Genomic DNA, 17,231 nt, shown 5'->3' with positions numbered 1-17,231 from the left:
GAGATCGGGAAGGGTACGTTGAGTCAGCACGGCTCTGAACGCAGACCTCTCCCGCCGCGTGAGAAGAGCACGGGGCGGGCGCGCGTCGACGCGTCAAGAAAGCGGCGCCTGGTCGCCCGCACGACGCTGGCCGGCGTCGTCCTCGTTACCGCCTCGGGCTGCGCCGACAACGCCTTCACCCGGCTCGGCTTCCCGGAGCCGGCCTCGAAGGAAGCCCCCACCACCCTGCACCTGTGGCAGGGCCAGTGGATCACCGCGTTCGCGGTCGGCGCGCTCGTCTGGGGCCTGATCCTGTGGTGCTGCTTCGCGTACCGCCGCAAGCGGCACGGCATCGAGGTGCCCCCGCAGACCCGGTACAACCTGCCGCTGGAACTGCTCTACACGGCCATCCCGCTGATCATGGTCGGCGTGATCTTCTACTTCACGGCCAAGGACGAGACGTCGCTGCTGCAGATCAACAACAAGCAGTACACCTCGATCAACGTCGTGGGCCGGCAGTGGAGCTGGACCTTCAACTACAACTACGACGCCTCGCTGGACAACGGCAACGGCGCCGCGACCTCGTCGGACACCGCGTACGACATCGGCACCTCCGGCCAGCCGCCGACGCTGTGGCTGCCCGCGGGCGAGGAGGTCAAGTTCACCCTGACCTCCCCCGACGTGATCCACTCCTTCTGGATCCCGAACTTCCTGTTCAAGCTCGACGTCGTGCCGGGCCGCGTGAACATGTACGAGGTGACTCCGGACAAGGAGGGCACGTACATCGGCGAGTGCGCCGAGCTGTGCGGTGTCGAGCACTCCCGGATGCTCTTCAACGTCAAGGTGGTCAGCCCGGCCGACTACCAGGCGCACATCCAGTCGCTGATCGCCGAGAAGCAGGGCGGCACGCTGACCACCGGATGCGGCACCAACTCCACGTTGGCGGGCACCGACCTGACCACGACCGGCTCCGGAATCCGCTGCGTCGTCGGTCCGATGACCAGCGTCAAGGGTAAGAACGCATCGGGAGGTGACGCGTCATGACGGCCGTCAACGATCCCGCGGTCGCCTCCGTCCCCTCGGTGACGGCGTACCGCACCCGGCAGCCGGGGCAGACCTTCGTCAAGTGGATCACCTCCACCGACCACAAGGTCATCGGCTTCCTGTACCTCATCACCTCGTGCATCTTCTTCGGCTTCGGCGGTCTGCTCGCGCTGCTCATCCGCACGCAGCTGGCCCGGCCGGGTCTGAGCGTGCTCTCGCCCGAGCAGTACAACCAGGCCTTCACGATGCACGGCACGATCATGCTGCTGATGTTCGCGACCCCGCTGTTCGCGGGCTTCGCGAACGCGATCATGCCGCTGCAGATCGGTTCGCCCGACGTCGCGTTCCCGCGGCTGAACATGGTGGCCTACTGGCTGTTCCTGTTCGGCTCGCTGATCGCCGTCGGCGGCTTCCTGACCCCGCAGGGCGCGGCCGACTTCGGCTGGTTCGCCTACTCCCCGCTGTCCAACGCCGTGCACTCGCCCGGCGCCGGCGGCGACATGTGGATCATGGGTCTGGCGCTGTCCGGCTTCGGCACGATCCTCGGCTCGGTGAACTTCATCACGACGATCATCACCATGCGCATGCCCGGCATGACGATGTTCCGGATGCCGATCTTCACCTGGAACATCCTGCTGACCTCGGTCCTCGTGCTGCTCGCCTTCCCGGTGCTGGCCGCCGCGCTGTTCGCGCTGGAGGCCGACCGCCGGCTCGGCGCGCACATCTTCGACGCCTCCAACGGCGGCGCGATCCTGTGGCAGCACCTGTTCTGGTTCTTCGGCCATCCCGAGGTGTACATCGTCGCGCTGCCGTTCTTCGGCATCGTCTCCGAGATCTTCCCGGTCTTCAGCCGCAAGCCGATCTTCGGCTACTCCGGCCTGGTCTTCGCGACGCTGTCCATCGCGGGCCTGTCGGTGACCGTGTGGGCGCACCACATGTTCACCACCGGTGCGGTCATGCTCCCGTTCTTCGCGTTCATGACCTACCTGATCGCGGTGCCCACGGGCGTGAAGTTCTTCAACTGGGTCGGCACCATGTGGCGCGGCTCGCTGAGCTTCGACACACCGCTGCTGTGGTCCGTCGGCTTCCTGGTGACGTTCCTGTTCGGCGGTCTGACCGGCGTCATGCTGGCCTCGCCGCCGATCGACTTCGCGGTGCAGGACTCGTACTTCGTGGTCGCGCACTTCCACTACGTGCTCTTCGGCACCGTGGTCTTCGCGATGTTCGCCGGGTTCTACTTCTGGTGGCCCAAGTGGACGGGCAAGATGCTCGACGAGCGTCTCGGCAAGGTCCACTTCTGGACGCTGTTCATCGGCTTCCACACCACGTTCCTGGTGCAGCACTGGCTCGGCGCCGAGGGCATGCCGCGTCGTTACGCGACCTACCTCGCCTCGAACAACTGGACCACGCTGAACACGATCTCCACGATCGGCTCGTACCTGCTGGCGCTGTCGATGTTCCCCTTCCTGTACAACGTGTACAAGACGGCGAAGTCCGGCAAGCGCGTCACGGTGGACGACCCGTGGGGCTGGGGACGCTCGCTGGAGTGGGCGACCTCCTGCCCGCCGCCGCGGCACAACTTCAACTCGCTGCCGCGGGTGCGCTCCGAGTCCCCGGCCTTCGACCTGCACCACCCCGAGGTGGCGCTGATGGAGATCGAGAACGGCGAGCGCGGCCACTCCGCGAAGAAGGCCCTGATGAAGGAGCGCGAGGCGCAGGCCGCCGAGGCCAAGGCCGCGCGCCGGGCAGCCAAGAAGGCCGGCGGCGGCAAGCCGTCCGCCGAGAAGTCCGGAGAGGAGTGATCGTCCGATGAAGGTCACGGCGAAGATGTTCTTCTTCATCTGCCTCTTCCTCGTCGTCATGGTCGCGGTCTACTGGTGGACCTCGCACGACCCGACGGGTACGGCGGCGCTGGTGATGGCCACCGGCCTGTCCGGCATGATCGCGTACTACCTGTACTTCACCTCGCGCCGGATCGGCCCCGGACCGGACGACCGGGACGACGCCGAGCCGCACGAGGGCTCGGGCGAGCAGGGCTTCTTCTCGCCGACGAGCTACTGGCCGCTGGTGCTGTGCCTGTCGCTGGCCACCGCGTTCCTCGGGATCGCGGTCGGCTTCTGGCTGGTCTACTTCGCCGCCCCGTTCGCGCTGTTCGGCGTGTACGGATTCGTGTTCGAGTACTACCGCGGCGAGAACAAGCACTACTGATCGGGTCGTAGTTTCGTAACAGAAACTCACTAAGGGCCGGTACGGAATTTCCGTACCGGCCCTTACTGCATACGCTGTGCCGTGACAGGGGGCGGATAGACACCGCGGGTCACAGTGGGAGGACGCGAGCCATGGCGCAGAACGAGGCCGAGCGGTCGGCTCAAGACGCGGAGTCGTCGGAGTCGTCGGAACCGGAGCCCGAACCACAGGCGGAACCCGAACCAGAGGCGGAGCCCGAACCGCAGGCGGAGCCCGAACCACGGGCGCAGGCGGAGACGCCCGCTGCGGAGGAATCGGCGGAGTCTGAGGACGTAGAAGTACCTGCTCAAAGGAACGAGGGCGAGCAGGAAACCGTACCGGAGTCCGAGCCGGAAGCCGCGCCCGCGGCCGAGCCGGCAGTCGAAGCTGAGGCCGTTTCCGGGCCGGAGGACGAGCCCGTCGCCGCCGTCGCCGGACCGGTCGCGTCGCCCGCGCCCGCGCCGGAACCGGAATCCCTCCAGATGCCCGAGGCTCCCGCCGCTCCCGTCGCTCCCGCCGCGGCCGGCAGGGGCGCTGCGGCGGCCTTCATGGACCGTCGCAAGCTGCTGGTGGCCGGGGGAGTGGGCGTGGTCGTCATCGGCGGCGTGGCGGCCTCCATAGCGGCCACCGGATCGGCCTCCGGCTCCCCGGCGGCGTCCGGGACCGGCGGCGCCGGGGCGGCCGGTGCGACGAAGGCCGGGAAGGGCTCCGCGAGCGCATCGCCGGCCGTGCCGCTGCCCACCATCACCACCGTCCCGGTGAACGGAGCGACTGGCGTCGACCCGTCGAAGCCGGTGACCGTGCGGGTCCTCGGCGGCACCATCGAGTCGGTCTCGCTCTCCGGGCAGCAGCAGACCAGCGGCACGCTCTCCACCGACGGCAGCTCCTGGACGTCCGACAACGTCCTCGGCGTGGACAGCGGCTACTCGCTCACGGTCGTCGCCAAGAACTCCGCGGGCAAGACGGCCACCTCGAACGTCTCGTTCCACACTCTCGCGCCCTCCGCGACCTTCGGCGTCGAGTCCGTCGTGCCGCCGCGCGGCTCCACGGTCGGGGTCGGGCAGCCGATCCGGGTGACCTTCTCCAACTACGTGCCGACCGAGTATCAGGCCGCGCTCGAGAAGGCCTGCGTCGTGACGTCGACCCCTGCGGTGAAGGGCGCCTGGTACTGGGTGTCGAACGGCTCGGAGGGCGCGGTCGTGGACTGGCGTCCGGAGACCTACTGGCCGGTCGACACGAAGGTCTCCATAGCCTTCAACCTCAACGGCGTCCGACTCGGCTCGCACCAGTTCGGCGTCGAGGACTACGCCTCGCACGACTTCACCATAAGCTCCCGCGACCTGCGCCTGATCGTGGACAAGGACGCCTTCAAGGCGACCTGCTACGAGAACGGCACCGTCATCCGCACGTTCCCGATCGACACGGGCCAGACCACCCGCGAGACCTTCGTGACCTACACCGGCACGATGGCCGTGCTCGGCAAGGGCAACCCGGTCGAGATGAAGGGCAACTACGGCGGCGGGGACGTCTACGACGACTTCGTGAACTGGGCCACGCAGATCACCTGGAGCGGCACGTATGTGCACGCGGCGCCGTGGGACCCGGACATCGGCTCGGCCAACGACGACTCGCACGGCTGCGTGCACTGCCGTACCGCGGACGCCGAATGGTTCTACAACAAGGTCATCGACGGCGACGTGGTCACCATCAACGGCAGCCGCACCCGTACGGTCGCGGTGGACAACGGCATCTGCACGTTCACCCTCGACTGGGCGACCCTCGTCAAGGGTTCGGCGTACGGCCCCACTCTCAACGGGAAACCCGTTCCCGCATAGCGGACCAGCCTATTCCCGGTTACCTTGCGTCTAAGGACCGTCACAGTGACGCACGGGGGGAAGGGACGGAGGTAGGCGAGCGCTATGGGTACCTGGCAGGTCGGGCCGTTCGACAACGACGTCGCGATGGACTTCTTCGACGAGATCGAGGAGACCCCGGACGAGCAGGTGCTGAAGAAGCTGAGCGAGGTGCTGGCCGCGGTGGCCGAGCGTCCCGGGCGGGTCGAGCTGGACGAGGGGCACCTCGCCATCGCGGCGGCCGGCCTGGTGGCGGCGGGCAGATCGCGCAGCGCCGCGACCGGCAATCCGTCCGTGGACGAGTGGCTGAGCCTGCACCGCCCGCTGACCGACCAGGACTCGGCTCGGCTCGCGCTGGCCGCCCTGGACAAGGTCAGCGGGCCGGAGAGCGAGTGGATGGCGCTGTGGGCGACCGCCGGCCAGCGCACGGCGGTCGAGCAGCGGCTGAACGATCTGCGCGCGGTGCTCTCCGGCTGAGTCCGAACCTGTCCGGCCGGATCCGGCGGGCGGATCGGACCGGACCGGACCACGACCGGTCATAAGAATCGGCCCCCGGTTTGGCGCCGGGGGCCGACGGGTATCAATGCCTGCTTACTCGCGGGACTGCCTCCGCCCTCGCTTGCGGGAACGCTTCCGCCCCCACCCGCGGGAGTGCTTGCGCCCTTACTTGCGCGTGGCCGCGGACCAGCGGTCCAGGACCGCCGCCGCGCTGCCGGTGTCGAGCGATTGCGCGGCCCGCGCGACGCCCTCGGCGAGGCGCTCCGCCAGCGGCGCGAGCTTGCCCTCCGGCACGTCCAGCGCCGCCAGCGCCGCGAGCGTGGCCCCGGCGTTGAGCAGCACCGCGTCGCGCACCGGTCCGGCCTCGCCGGCGAACAGCTTGCGGGCCACGCCCGCGTTGTAGGCCGCGTCCGCGCCGCGCAGGGTCTCGATCGGGGCCAGTCCGATGCCGACCTCGCGCGGGTCGAAGGACTCCTCGGTGACCGTTCCGGCGTGCGCCGTCCACACCGTGGAGGAGGTGGTGATGGTCAGCTCGTCGAGGCCGTCCTCGCCGCGGAAGACCAGGGCGCTGTTGCCGCGCCGTGCGAGCACCCCGGCCAGCACCCCGGCCATCCGCCGGTCGGCCACGCCCACGGCCTGCGCCTTCACCTGGGCCGGGTTGGTCAGCGGGCCGAGCACGTTGAAGGCGGTGGGCACGCCGATCTCCCTGCGCACCGGGCCGGCGTGCCGGAAGGCGGGGTGGAAGGTCTGCGCGAAGCAGAAGGTGATGCCGGCCTCCCCGGCCACCTCGGCGACCCGTCGCGGCGTCAGGTCCAGCCGCACGCCGAGCTCCTCGAGCACGTCCGCCGCCCCCGAGGACGAGGAGGCGGCCCGGTTGCCGTGCTTGACGACCCGGGCTCCGGCGCCCGCGGCCACGATCGCGGACATCGTCGAGATGTTGACCGTCTTGGCGCCGTCGCCGCCGGTGCCGACCACGTCCACCGTGGGGCCGGGCACCTCGATCAGGTTGGCGTGTGCCAGCATCGCCGCGACCAGGCCCTCGATCTCGGCGACCGTCTCGCCCTTGGCGCGCAGCGAGACCGCGAACGCGGCCACCTGCGCCGGGGTGGCCGCCCCGCTCATGATCTCGTTCATCGCCCAGGCGGTCGCCTCGGCGGTCAGGTCCTCGCGGTGGATCAGGGCGCCGAGGACTCCGGGCCAGGACTGCGTGCCCTCCACTGCCGTCATCGTTCCTGGCCCTCCTTCCGTAAGCTCATCCGTTCCGGAGCCGTCCGCTCCGGGCCGGGATCAGCCTACGCGGGCGCGCAGCAGTCCGACGGCCACGTCCGCGAGCCGGACCGGGTCGACCGGGTGCGAGACGACGGCGTCGGCCCTGGCCCAGGTGGCCAGCCAGCCGTCCTGCGCGCGGCCGGTGAGCACCAGCAGCGGCGGGCAGCGGTAGATCTCGTCCTTGAGCTGCCTGGCCAGGCCCATCCCGCCGACCGGCACCGCCTCGCCGTCCAGGACGACCAGGTCCACCCGCTGCCCCTTGAGCGAGGCGTCCATCCGGGCGATCAGCGCGGGCGCGGTGGCGAAGTCCTCCACGGCCAGTTCGGGCAGCGACGGGTCGGGCCGGGTCCCCAGGGCCAGCCGCAGGTGCTCGCGCACCCTGGCGTCGTCGCTGTAGAGCAGGACCTTCAGACTCTTGACCTGGGCCTTCGACGGGCCGCCTGCGGCGGTGGACCCGCCCACCGCCGACCCTTCGGTGTCGGGCTGAGCAGACAATGCTGCTGCGGACATGGACACGCCTCCACTCTGAGGGCTCACCAATCGTGCGCGCACGTGCGACCAGCGTAGGACCGGCTTCGCGCGGAGACCAGCCCTAACGATCTGATAACGCGGGAACCGGCGGCGGGACACGTCCGTACCGGGCCCGCTGATGTGCGGTCAGGGCCGGTCGCGCTGCGCTGCTTCTTCCCCGTTTGGACTAATCATCCCCGGTTTCAGAGCCGCCATTAGAAGGATCGTCAGCGACACCCGCACCAAAGGGGTACCCCGACGACGGCCGCTCGGCGGCAGGGGGCAATAATGGCGGCCGTGGCGACAGCAACTGCAACCCAAGCCGCACCCGCGCACCGGGTGCCCAATAGGCCCAACCTGGTCAGCGTCGGGACGATCATCTGGCTGGCCTCCGAGCTGATGTTCTTCGCGGCGCTGTTCGCGATCTACTTCACCCTGCGCTCGGTATCCGGGGACGCGTTCTTCAAGGCGAACGCGGACAACCTGGACGTGACCCTGTCGACGATCAACACGATCATCCTGGTCTCGTCCTCGTTCCCCTGCCAGTTCGGCGTGTTCGCGGCGGAGCGCCACCAGGTCAAGCGCACCGGCTCGATCCTCAACGTCCGGCGCTACGGCATGCGCGAGTGGTACATCCTCGCGTTCATCCTCGGCGCCGTGTTCATCTCGTTGCAGGTCTTCGAGTACTCGTCCCTGGTCAAGGACGGTCACCCGATCTCCGAGAACCAGTGGACCAGTGCCTTCTACCTGGCGACCGGCTTCCACGGACTGCACGTGACGGGTGGTCTGTTCGCCTTCCTGATGGTGCTGATGCGCACCTACAAGGCCAAGCGCTTCACCCACGACCAGGAGATCTCCGCGATCGTCGTGTCGTATTACTGGCACTTCGTCGACGTGGTGTGGATCGGCCTGTTCTTCGTTATCTACGTGCTCAAGTAACTCCGGACGAGAAGCTCCATTAGGGACACTAGTCGTGAAATCGCTCTCTACACGGCGACGCCACCCGCTGGCAGCGTTCGTCGTCCTGGCGCTCGCACTGGCTTTCGCGGGCACCCTCTTCGCCGCGTTCCTGTCGCCGAATTCGGCCTCGGCCGACAGCGGCACCAGCAACGCCCAGGCCATCGCCAACGGCAAGGCGCTGTACGAGACGTCCTGCTCCAGCTGCCACGGTCAGAACGCCGAGGGCTCGAGCTACGGGCCCAGCCTGGTCGGCAGCGGCGCGGCGGCGGTCGACTTCCAGGTCTCCACGGGTCGCATGCCCGCCCAGCAGCCGGGCGCGCAGATCCAGAAGAAGGCCGTGCTCTACACCCAGGAGCAGATCGACGAGATGGCCGCGTACATCGACTCGCTCGGTGGCGGCCCGGCTGTTCCCGACTCCAGCAAGTACCAGGTGGACGACAACCTGGTGCAGCTCGGCGGCGTGCTGTTCCGCACCACCTGCTCCCAGTGCCACAACTTCGCGGGCGAGGGCGGCGCGCTGACGGACGGCAAGTACGCGCCGTCGCTGACGCAGACCAACCCGAAGGCCATCTACGAGGCCATGCTGACCGGCCCGCAGAACATGCCGAACTTCCCGGACACGGTCATCTCCCCGATGGAGAAGCAGGCCATCATCTCGTACATCGTCACCATGCGTGACGAGCCCAACTACGGCGGCGCCGGCCTCGGCCGACTCGGCCCGACGTCCGAGGGTCTGTTCATCTGGACGTTCGGTCTGATCGCGCTGCTGCTGTTCGCGGTCTGGATCGCGGCCCACACTACGAAGGCCTCCGCCGAGCGGGTCGCCAAGGCCAAGGCCGCGACCGGGGCGAAGGGAGGCAAGGAGTAACCATGAGCGGTGACATGACACACGACGAGGGACACGGCTCGGTCGCCGTCGAGCAGGAGCACGGCCACGGCGTGGTCGCGGAGAACCCCTTCGCCGACCCCGGCCTGCCGGAGCACCAGCCGCGGCTGACCGACATCGACGAGAAGGTGGCCAGGAAGTCCGAGCGGATCGTCGCCGGGCTGTTCATCCTGTCCGCGCTCGCGACGATCGCGTTCATGGTCTGCTACACCGAGGTCCCGAACAACACCGCGACGATCGTGGACTTCTTCCCGATCGGCGCGATCTCGGCCTCGAACTTCGCGCTCGGCCTGACCCTGGGCGTGGCGCTGTTCTCGATGGGCGCGGGCGCGATCTACTGGGCCCGCACCCTGATGACGGACGTCGAGCTGCCGCAGGAGCGGCACCTGCTCGAGTCCACCCCGGAGGACAAGGCGGTCGCGGCCGCCGAGTTCCAGCAGGGCCTCGAGGACTCCGCCTGGAAGCAGCGCCCGCTGATCCGCCGCACGCTGATCGGCGCCATGGCGGTGCTCCCGCTGCCGGCGCTGTGGATCCTGCGCGACCTCGGCCCGCTGCCCGGCACGACGCAGCGGCAGACGGCGTGGACCGCGGGCGAGCTGATCATCAACGACAACTCGATCTCGCTGGACGGCACCCAGGGCAGCGGCATCAAGCCCGAGGACCTCCAGGTCGGCACGCTGGTCAGCGCCAGCCCCGCCGCGGTGCTCACCGCCGGGGACAACGCGGTCAACATGATGACGATGTCGGCGATCCTGCTGGTCCGGATGAATCCGGCCGACATCAAGTCGCAGCAGGAGATCGACTGGGGCTACGAGGGCATCGTGGCCTTCTCCAAGATCTGCACGCACGTCGGCTGCCCGGTGCAGCTCTACGAGCAGCAGACGCACCACATGCTCTGCCCCTGCCACCAGTCGACGTTCGACCTCTCGGACAACGGCAGGGTCGTCTTCGGCCCGGCGGCGCGCTCGCTGCCGCAGCTTCCGATCACTGTCAACGCCGACGGCTACCTCGTCGCCAAGGCCGGCTTCGACCAGCCCGTCGGTCCGAGCTTCTGGGAACGCGGATGAGCACTTCGACGAGCAACGAGGAGATCGTCCCGACCACGCTCGGTGGGAAGGCCTCCGACTACCTGGACCAGCGCCTCGGCATCGCCGGCGCGGCCAAGAAGAACCTGCGCAAGATCTTCCCGGACCACTGGTCCTTCATGCTGGGCGAGGTCTGCCTCTACAGCTTCATCATCCTGCTGCTGTCCGGCATCTTCCTGACGCTGTTCTTCACCCCGTCCATGGGCGAGGTGACGTACAACGGCTCGTACACGCCGCTGGACGGCATCAAGATGTCCGAGGCCTACGCGAGCACGCTGAACATCTCGTTCGACGTGCGCGGCGGCCTGCTGATGCGCCAGATCCACCACTGGGCCGCCCTGGTCTTCGTGATGGGGATCATGGTGCACATGCTCCGGATCTTCTTCACCGGCGCGTTCCGCAAGCCGCGCGAGCTCAACTGGCTGATCGGCTTCACGCTGTTCGTGCTGGCGCTGCTCGAGGGCTTCGCGGGCTACTCGCTGCCGGACGACCTGCTCTCCGGCACCGGTCTGCGGATCATGCAGGGCATCATCCTGTCGATCCCGATCGTCGGAACGTACCTGTCGTACTTCTTCTTCGGCGGGCTGTTCCCGGGGCACGTGCTGATCCCGCGGCTGTTCACGGTGCACATCCTGCTGGTGCCGGGCATCATCCTGGCGCTGATCACGGCGCACCTGATCCTGGTCTTCTACCAGAAGCACACGCAGTGGGCCGGTCCCGGCCGGACCAACGAGAACGTGGTCGGCCTGCCGCTGATGCCGGTGTACATGGCGAAGGCTGGCGGCTTCTTCTTCGTGGTGTTCGGCTTCATCGCGCTGCTCGGCGGCCTGGTGTCGATCAACCCGATCTGGGACTACGGACCCTACGTGCCGACGCAGATCACCGCGGGCTCGCAGCCGGACTTCTACATCGGGTTCTTCGAGGGCGCGCTGCGCATGATGCCCAACTGGGAGATCAACGCCTGGGGCCACACGCTCTCGCTGAACATCCTGATCCCGGCCGTGGTCGTGCCCGGCATCCTGTTCACCGGGCTGGCGATCTACCCGTTCTTCGAGGCGTGGGTCACCGGCGACAAGCGCGAGCACCACATCCTGGACCGCCCGCGCAACATGCCGACCCGCACCGCGATCGGCGTGGCCGGCATCGTGTTCTACGGCATCGGCTGGATCAACGGCGGCAACGACCTGGTGGCCACGCACTTCAACCTGTCGGTGGAGACCATCACCTGGGTCGACCGGGTGCTGATCTTCGTCGGCCCGGTGTTCGGCTTCTGGCTCACCCGCCGGATCTGCTTCGGCCTGCAGCGCAGGGACCGCGACAAGGTGCTGCACGGACGCGAGTCCGGCATCATCACCCGGTCGCCGGAGGGCCAGTTCTCCGAGATCCACACCCCGCTGCCGCAGGGCGACCTGCACAAGCTGACCGCGCACGACGTGCACCGTCCGCTGACGCTCACCGAGGTCACCGACAGCAACGGCGTTCCCGCGCCGAAGCTGCGCCTCGCCAAGCTGCGCGCCCGCGCCACGCGGTGGTACTTCGGCGAGCGGGTGGAGAAGCCGACCGAGGAGGAGTACCGCCAGGCGATTTCCAGCGGTCACCACTGAGCGACCGTGGACCGACCGCGGAGGAGTACCGCCACGCGATGCTGTACTCCTCCCGCGGTCACCACTGAGCGACCGCCGAGCGCCCGCGAAAAAGCTGTAGCCACAAAGCACTTCCCCTCCGTACCGTGCAGGTACGGAGGGGAACGTGTTTATGCGGGCGGCATGATCGCGGCTGCTGCGCTACTCGAGCCCGAGCGCGAAGGCGGCGTCCAGGTCCACGTCGCTGTACGCGCGGAAGGCCGTGTGCGTCTCGGTGCGCAGCACACCGTGCACCTTGTTCAGGCGGCCCGGGATCAGGTCGGCCAGATCCTCGTGCGCCTGCACCCGGGCGATGGCGATCAGGTCCCATTCGCCGGTCACCGAGTAGACCTCGCTGATCCCGTCCAGCGCGGCCAGGGCGGCGGCGGTCTCCGGGATGAGCCCGGTCTCGGCCTTGATCATCACTATCGCGGTCACCATGCCGTTCAGCTTAGACCGCGACGCCCCGGGGGCGCGCGGGGGCTCTCGGATGGCGCGTGAAAGCGTCTACGCTGGGAAATACCCGATAAACCATCAGTCAGCGCAGCACGGAAGCGACGGAGAGGCCAGAGATGAGCGGCGAGGAGCCCGGCGTCGACGCGCCCGCCGCCGCGCCCGACCGCAGCCCGGGCGGCGCCGAGCACGATGGCGGCGCCGGCGGCGCAGGCGACGTCGCGGCCGAGAGCGGCGTGAGCGGTGCTGAGCACGATGGCGGCGTCGGCGGCGTGGGCGACGTCGCGGCCGAGAGCGGCGTGAGCACGGCTGCGGACGGCTCCGACCTCGGCCCGGGCGAGGCCGTCCCTGATGACGGCGGCACTCCGTCCGCTCCCGCGCCCGCTCCCGATCGCGCACCCGGCGCCGCGGCCCTGTCCGAGCCCGTCCGGGCGCGGGTGCTCGACTTCGCGGCCCAGGTCGCGGGCGGTCTGCCGACGGCCACGCTGCCCGTCTCGCTGCGCCCCTTCGCCAAATTCACCCCGGCCAAGCGCGCCCGGCTGGCCGCCACTCCGCTGGCCGCCGCGCTGGAGGCGGACGCCGTCTTCCGCGGCCGGGTGGCCGAGCGGGTGCGCGACACGTATCCCGAGGTCGCCGAGGCCCTGTTCGCCGGCGCCATCCCGCCCGCCGCCGACCCCCGCGACGTGGCCGCGATCGTCTACCTGCTGCGTCCAGAGGGCTGGGTGGACCTGCTCGGCCAGGCCGAGCTCGCCGCCCGCGAGTCGGAGCGCGCCCTCGCGGACGAGCATCTGGGTGACGAAGTCGCCCGGCTCAAGGCGGAGATCGACGCGATCCGCGAGCAGACCAAGGCCGAGACCGAGCGGCTGAAGGCCGAGCTGGCCGCCGAGCGCCGGGAGGGCGACTCCCTGCGGCGGCGCATCCGGCAGCTGGAGGCGGACATGCGTCGTGCCCAGGCGCACGCCCGCGAGGCCGTCTCGGAGAGCAGCGCCGTGCAGAACGCCGCGTCGATGCAGGTCTCCGCGGCCGAGGCCGAGCTGCGCCGGGTCCGTGCCCGGCTGGCCGAGTCCGAGGCGGCCCTCGAGTCCGCCCGCAGCGCCACCCGCGCCAGCCGCGGCGCCGACGAGGTGCGCATGCGGCTGCTCCTGGAGACCATCAGCGAGGCCGCGGCGGGCCTGCAGCGTGAGCTGGCCATCTCGCCCACCGACGCGCGCCCCGCGGACACCGTGGAGGCCGTCCGCGCCGACACGCTCGGCGCCCACGACGTGGCCGGCCAGGCCCGCGCCGCCGACGACCCCGCGATCCTCGACGCCCTGCTGGCCCTCCCGCGCGCGCACCTCGTCGTCGACGGATACAACGTCACCAAGACCGGCTTCCCGACGCTGTCCCTGCACGAGCAGCGGATAAGGCTGCTCAAGGGCCTGGGCGGCATCGCCGCCCGCACCGGCGCCGAGGTCACCTGCGTCTTCGACGGCGCCGAGCTCGGCGGCCCGGTCCCCGTCCCGCAGCACAAGGGCGTCAGAGTGCTGTTCTCCCGGGGCGGCGAGATCGCCGACGAGCTGATCCGCAGGCTCGTCGCGGCCGAGCCCCAGGGCCGCCCCCTCATCGTCGTCTCCTCCGACAAGGAGGTCGCCGACGGCGTCCGCCGCTCCGGCGCCCGCCCGGTCCCGTCGTCGATGCTGGTCAGACGGCTGGGCAGAAGCTAGGTGCGGACTGGGCCGCGTAAGCGCCGCCACTTATCAGCCTATTCGCTCGCCCGGGTGACGTATGTTTGATCAACGCCGGATTCGGCCGATACGTTGCGCTCCGTGCATCGACATGTTTCGGGGCAGGGACAGCGTGCCGCGTCGGTGACGGCGGCGACGTGTGCTGTGCTGGGGCTGGGCGCGGGGGTCGGGCACGCGCAGCCGGCGACGGATGTGCGGCAGGCCGCGGAGCAGCGCATTTCCACGCTCTACGCGCAGGCCGAGGCGGCCACCCAGCGGTACGACGCGGCGGACGAGCGGATCGGGCAACTGCAGGCGGCGATCGACAGCGCGAACAGCCAGAGTGCCCAGACCCGGCAGATGCTGGAGATGTTCGACGGCGGGCTCGGCCGGCTGGCGGCCCAGCAGTACCGGAACTCCGAGTTCGGCAGCGCCGTCTCGCTCCTGTTCGCGACGCACCCCGACGACTATCTACGGCGAGCGAGCATGACCAGCCGGGTCGCCGCGCTCGACGACCAGCAGATCCGCCAGGCCGCGGAGGCTCAGCGTGTGCTGGATGCCCTGTCGGAGCTGGGGGCGCAGGAGATGCAGCAGCTCCAGGCGACGCAGGCTCAGCTGGCGTCCGCGCGCACGATGATTCAGGCAGAGCTCGCCCAGGCCCGGCAGCAGCTGGCCGAGCTCGATGCCGCCGACCGACGTGCCGTCAGCTACGCGCTCGACCAGGGTGCGGCCGGCGGCGGCCTCGGGACCCCGTTCGCAGGGCGGGCTCCGTCGCTCGGCACGCTGCTGAGCTCGGTGACGTCCGCCGCCGCCGGTGCGGGCCAGGAGCAGAACTTCGACTCAGCCCGCGCCCAGAAAGCGATCGAGGCCGCCTACTCGGAGCTGGGCAAGCCCTACGTCTGGGGCGCGGTCGGCCCCGACGGGTTCGACTGCTCGGGCCTGATGCAGCACTCCTGGAGCCAGGCCGGCGTCATGCTCCCACGCACGTCCCAGGAGCAGGCAGACGCCGGGCGCACCGTGCCGCTCTCCGCCATCCGGCCCGGCGACCTGGTGATCTACTTCCCAGGCCGCACGCACGTCGGCATGTACGTCGGCAACGGCATGATCATCCACGCCCCGCGCCCCGGCTCCGCCGTCCGGTTCGCCCCGGTCACGTCGATGCCGATCAACACGATCGTCCAACCGGACTGAGGGCCGGTACATCGGCGCCAGTCATGACGAAATTCCCCGTCATGCATGCTTGAGGCCGCGCGCCCTGGCCGAGGGGTACGCCGCTCCGGTCGCCGGAATGGGGTGCGGATTGCTGCCCGGACGATGGTGTCGAGAGCTGCTGGTCTGCACTGCCCGGGTCTGCTGCGGCTCATCAAGGGGTGCTGAGGCGTAGGGCGTGGTCCAGCTCGCGGATCAGTTCGCCGACTCGGCCTCCACCTGCAGGCGCGGCGGGGTAGCGGGTGAGGATTTCGACGAGTGCGGGGGTGGCTCGGCGGCGGGCACGTTGGATGTGGGTGATAGCGGCGGCGGACGGCTCGCCGACTGGGGCCGGTTCGGTGGCCAACTCCGTCATCCTCCTCCGTGTCACAGCCGGCCGCGCTGTCTCGTCTACGGGGTTGTAACCGGGAACGAGCGCACGGAGGACATCATGGACGCACGACTGGACATCTTCGCCACGCCGACGGCGGGCAAGGCGTTCAAGCACCTGATCGCCGCGGGGCACGCCGTGGAGGAGTCGACGGTGCCGTTCGCGACGCGGGAGCTCATGAAGCTGCGGATCAGCCAGATCAACGGGTGCGCGGTCTGCATCGACATGCACACGAAGGAGGCCGTCGCGGCCGGTGAGACGTCGGTGCGGCTGAGCCTGGTGCCGGCGTGGCGGGAGGCGACGGTGTTCACCGAGGCCGAGCGGGCCGCGTTCGAGCTGGCCGAGGAGGGGACGCGGGTCGCGGACGCTGCGGGCGGGGTGAGCGACGAGGTGTGGGAGCGGGCCGCCCGGCACTACGACGAGGAGCAGCTCGGCTCGCTCCTCATGCTGATCTGCTTCATGAACATGGTGAACCGGGTGAACATCATCGCCCGGCGGCCGGCCACCGGCGAGTACGTGGCCGGGCAGCTCGGGAAGACGCGCTGAGCGAAGGCGGGAGTCGGGCTGCGGAGCGGGAAGGGGACGGACGTGGGCGAAGTCGAGGAGGGAACCGGCGTGGGCAAGGTCGAGGAGTTCGAGCAGCTGCGGTCCCTGCTGTTCTCGATCGCCTATCGGATCCTGGGCAGCGTCGGCGAGGCCGAGGACGCGGTGCAGGAGGCCTGGCTGCGCTACGACGCCACCGCCACGGTGCCCGACTCGGCCAAGGCCTTTCTCTCGGCCACGGTGACGCGGATCTCGATCGACGTGCTGCGCTCCGCCCGCGTGCGGCGGGAGCAGTACGTCGGGCCGTGGTTTCCGGAGCCGCTGCTCAGCGATCCGTACGAGGATCCGGCGCGGGCGGCGGAGCTGGCCGACTCGGTGTCGATGGCGGCGCTGCTGCTGCTGGAGCGGCTCAGTCCGCTGGAGCGCGCGGTGTTCGTGCTGCGGGAGGTGTTCGGCTTCGAGTACGACGAGATCGCGGCGGCGGTCGGGCGCGCGGAGCCGGCCTGCCGCCAACTGCTCGTGCGGGCGCGGCGGCACATGCAGGCAGGGCGGCCGCGGTTCGAGGCGGACCGGCGGGAGCGGCGCGAGCTGGCCACGCGGTTCTTCGACGCGCTGCGGGACGGGGACGTGGGCGGGCTCCAGCAGCTGCTCGCCGCCGATGTGCAGCTCGTCGGGGACGGCGGCGGCAAGGCGCCGAACCTGTCGCGGACCGTCGTCGGCGCGGATCGGGTGGCCCGGGTGCTCGCCGCGTACTACCCGGTGCTGATCCAGGTCGGCGTGACCTGGGAGCCGCACGAGGTCAACGGCCAGCCCGGGGCGATCCTGCGGGACCGCGCGGGCGCCGTCGTCAGCACCATGGTCCTGGAGGTGCTGGACGGCCGGGTGCAGTCCGTGCGCAGCGTGAACAATCCAGAGAAGCTCGCCCACCTCGGCCCGGTCGCCGACGCGTGGGACGTCTCGCGGCAGGTGCGCGAGGCCCGCAGGGCGAACGCCGACCGCGGCTGAGCACGCGAGGGAGGCC

General features: G+C 69.8%; 16 protein-coding genes. 13 read left to right on the top strand and 3 right to left on the bottom strand.

The window, feature by feature from the left end; all coding sequences use genetic code 11:
- Positions 1-18 precede the first annotated feature (18 nt).
- From ctaC to KDK95_RS09430, 5 genes are all read left to right on the top strand, one after another.
- Positions 19-1,023: an aa3-type cytochrome oxidase subunit II gene (ctaC, locus tag KDK95_RS09450; RefSeq protein ID WP_249160763.1), complete on the top strand. Its 1,005-nt coding sequence runs from the start codon at positions 19-21 to the stop codon at positions 1,021-1,023.
- Positions 1,020-2,825 (top strand): aa3-type cytochrome oxidase subunit I, encoded by a 1,806-nt coding sequence (gene ctaD, locus KDK95_RS09445; RefSeq protein ID WP_212517676.1) that lies wholly within the window; start codon positions 1,020-1,022, stop codon positions 2,823-2,825. Before ctaC ends, ctaD begins: the two co-directional genes overlap by 4 nt.
- Before the next feature lie 7 nt (positions 2,826-2,832).
- Positions 2,833-3,231: a cytochrome c oxidase subunit 4 gene (locus KDK95_RS09440; protein ID WP_212517675.1), complete on the top strand. Its 399-nt coding sequence runs from the start codon at positions 2,833-2,835 to the stop codon at positions 3,229-3,231.
- Positions 3,232-3,797: 566 nt separating this feature from the next.
- On the top strand, positions 3,798-5,084 hold the full coding sequence (locus KDK95_RS09435; protein WP_212517674.1) for a L,D-transpeptidase: 1,287 nt from the start codon (positions 3,798-3,800) through the stop codon (positions 5,082-5,084).
- Between the two features lie 84 nt (positions 5,085-5,168).
- Positions 5,169-5,579, top strand: coding sequence for a DUF4259 domain-containing protein (locus KDK95_RS09430; RefSeq protein WP_212517673.1), 411 nt, complete (start codon positions 5,169-5,171; stop codon positions 5,577-5,579).
- 186 nt (positions 5,580-5,765) lie between these two features.
- Here the strand turns inward: KDK95_RS09430 and trpD are convergent, their stop codons facing one another.
- Both trpD and KDK95_RS09420 read right to left on the bottom strand, forming a co-directional pair.
- Positions 5,766-6,827, bottom strand: coding sequence for an anthranilate phosphoribosyltransferase (gene trpD, locus KDK95_RS09425; protein ID WP_212517672.1), 1,062 nt, complete (start codon positions 6,825-6,827; stop codon positions 5,766-5,768).
- A gap of 60 nt (positions 6,828-6,887) precedes the next feature.
- Positions 6,888-7,379, bottom strand: coding sequence for a response regulator (locus KDK95_RS09420; RefSeq protein WP_249160761.1), 492 nt, complete (start codon positions 7,377-7,379; stop codon positions 6,888-6,890).
- Between the two features lie 288 nt (positions 7,380-7,667).
- On the opposite strand from KDK95_RS09420, the gene ctaE reads away from it, so the two are divergent.
- Genes ctaE through qcrB form a run of 4 tightly spaced genes read left to right on the top strand, consistent with a single transcriptional unit; the run spans position 7,668 to position 11,914 of the window.
- Positions 7,668-8,318 (top strand): aa3-type cytochrome oxidase subunit III, encoded by a 651-nt coding sequence (gene ctaE / locus KDK95_RS09415; RefSeq protein WP_212517671.1) that lies wholly within the window; start codon positions 7,668-7,670, stop codon positions 8,316-8,318.
- Between the two features lie 34 nt (positions 8,319-8,352).
- Positions 8,353-9,207: a cytochrome bc1 complex diheme cytochrome c subunit gene (gene qcrC, locus KDK95_RS09410; RefSeq protein WP_212517670.1), complete on the top strand. Its 855-nt coding sequence runs from the start codon at positions 8,353-8,355 to the stop codon at positions 9,205-9,207.
- Between the two features lie 2 nt (positions 9,208-9,209).
- A complete protein-coding gene (gene qcrA / locus KDK95_RS09405; RefSeq protein WP_212517669.1) occupies positions 9,210-10,292 on the top strand; it encodes a cytochrome bc1 complex Rieske iron-sulfur subunit in 1,083 nt (360 codons plus the stop codon).
- Positions 10,289-11,914 carry a cytochrome bc1 complex cytochrome b subunit gene (gene qcrB / locus KDK95_RS09400; RefSeq protein WP_212517668.1) on the top strand — a complete coding sequence of 542 codons (1,626 nt, stop codon included), beginning with the start codon at positions 10,289-10,291 and terminating at the stop codon, positions 11,912-11,914. The genes qcrA and qcrB overlap by 4 nt, the downstream gene beginning before the upstream one ends.
- 180 nt (positions 11,915-12,094) lie before the next feature.
- On the opposite strand, the gene KDK95_RS09395 is transcribed toward qcrB, so the two are convergent.
- Positions 12,095-12,373 (bottom strand): Lrp/AsnC ligand binding domain-containing protein, encoded by a 279-nt coding sequence (locus KDK95_RS09395; RefSeq protein WP_212517667.1) that lies wholly within the window; start codon positions 12,371-12,373, stop codon positions 12,095-12,097.
- A 131-nt stretch (positions 12,374-12,504) separates the two neighbouring features.
- Here KDK95_RS09395 and KDK95_RS09390 point away from each other — a divergent pair, with 131 nt between their 5' ends.
- The 4 genes from KDK95_RS09390 (at position 12,505) to KDK95_RS09375 (ending at position 17,215) form a co-directional block, all read left to right on the top strand.
- The gene (locus tag KDK95_RS09390) at positions 12,505-14,088 is read left to right on the top strand and encodes an NYN domain-containing protein (protein WP_212517666.1); all 1,584 of its coding nucleotides are present in this window, start codon (positions 12,505-12,507) and stop codon (positions 14,086-14,088) included.
- Between the two features lie 102 nt (positions 14,089-14,190).
- Entirely contained in the window at positions 14,191-15,279 is a 1,089-nt protein-coding gene (locus KDK95_RS36790) for a C40 family peptidase (protein WP_212517665.1), read from the top strand.
- Between the two features lie 448 nt (positions 15,280-15,727).
- Positions 15,728-16,213, top strand: coding sequence for a carboxymuconolactone decarboxylase family protein (locus KDK95_RS09380; protein ID WP_212517664.1), 486 nt, complete (start codon positions 15,728-15,730; stop codon positions 16,211-16,213).
- Between the two features lie 69 nt (positions 16,214-16,282).
- Positions 16,283-17,215 carry an RNA polymerase sigma-70 factor gene (locus KDK95_RS09375; protein WP_212517699.1) on the top strand — a complete coding sequence of 311 codons (933 nt, stop codon included), beginning with the start codon at positions 16,283-16,285 and terminating at the stop codon, positions 17,213-17,215.
- Positions 17,216-17,231 lie beyond the last annotated feature (16 nt).

The organism is Actinospica acidithermotolerans, assembly GCF_018139625.1.
Taxonomy (GTDB): domain Bacteria; phylum Actinomycetota; class Actinomycetes; order Streptomycetales; family Catenulisporaceae; genus Actinospica; species Actinospica acidithermotolerans.
The sequence above is the reverse complement of the archived record's forward strand: the minus strand, read 5'-3'. Positions and strand labels throughout refer to the sequence as shown.

Coding starts and splice junctions, on each gene's coding strand:
- ctaD (WP_212517676.1), top strand. CDS start 1,020: ATGACGGCCGTCAACGATCCCGCGGTCGCCTCCGTCCCCTCGGTGACG.
- KDK95_RS09440 (WP_212517675.1), top strand. CDS start 2,833: ATGAAGGTCACGGCGAAGATGTTCTTCTTCATCTGCCTCTTCCTCGTC.
- KDK95_RS09435 (WP_212517674.1), top strand. CDS start 3,798: ATGGACCGTCGCAAGCTGCTGGTGGCCGGGGGAGTGGGCGTGGTCGTC.
- KDK95_RS09430 (WP_212517673.1), top strand. CDS start 5,169: ATGGGTACCTGGCAGGTCGGGCCGTTCGACAACGACGTCGCGATGGAC.
- trpD (WP_212517672.1), bottom strand. CDS start 6,827: ATGACGGCAGTGGAGGGCACGCAGTCCTGGCCCGGAGTCCTCGGCGCC.
- KDK95_RS09420 (WP_249160761.1), bottom strand. CDS start 7,379: ATGTCCGCAGCAGCATTGTCTGCTCAGCCCGACACCGAAGGGTCGGCG.
- ctaE (WP_212517671.1), top strand. CDS start 7,668: ATGGCGGCCGTGGCGACAGCAACTGCAACCCAAGCCGCACCCGCGCAC.
- qcrA (WP_212517669.1), top strand. CDS start 9,210: ATGAGCGGTGACATGACACACGACGAGGGACACGGCTCGGTCGCCGTC.
- qcrB (WP_212517668.1), top strand. CDS start 10,289: ATGAGCACTTCGACGAGCAACGAGGAGATCGTCCCGACCACGCTCGGT.
- KDK95_RS09395 (WP_212517667.1), bottom strand. CDS start 12,373: ATGGTGACCGCGATAGTGATGATCAAGGCCGAGACCGGGCTCATCCCG.
- KDK95_RS09390 (WP_212517666.1), top strand. CDS start 12,505: ATGAGCGGCGAGGAGCCCGGCGTCGACGCGCCCGCCGCCGCGCCCGAC.
- KDK95_RS09380 (WP_212517664.1), top strand. CDS start 15,728: ATGGACGCACGACTGGACATCTTCGCCACGCCGACGGCGGGCAAGGCG.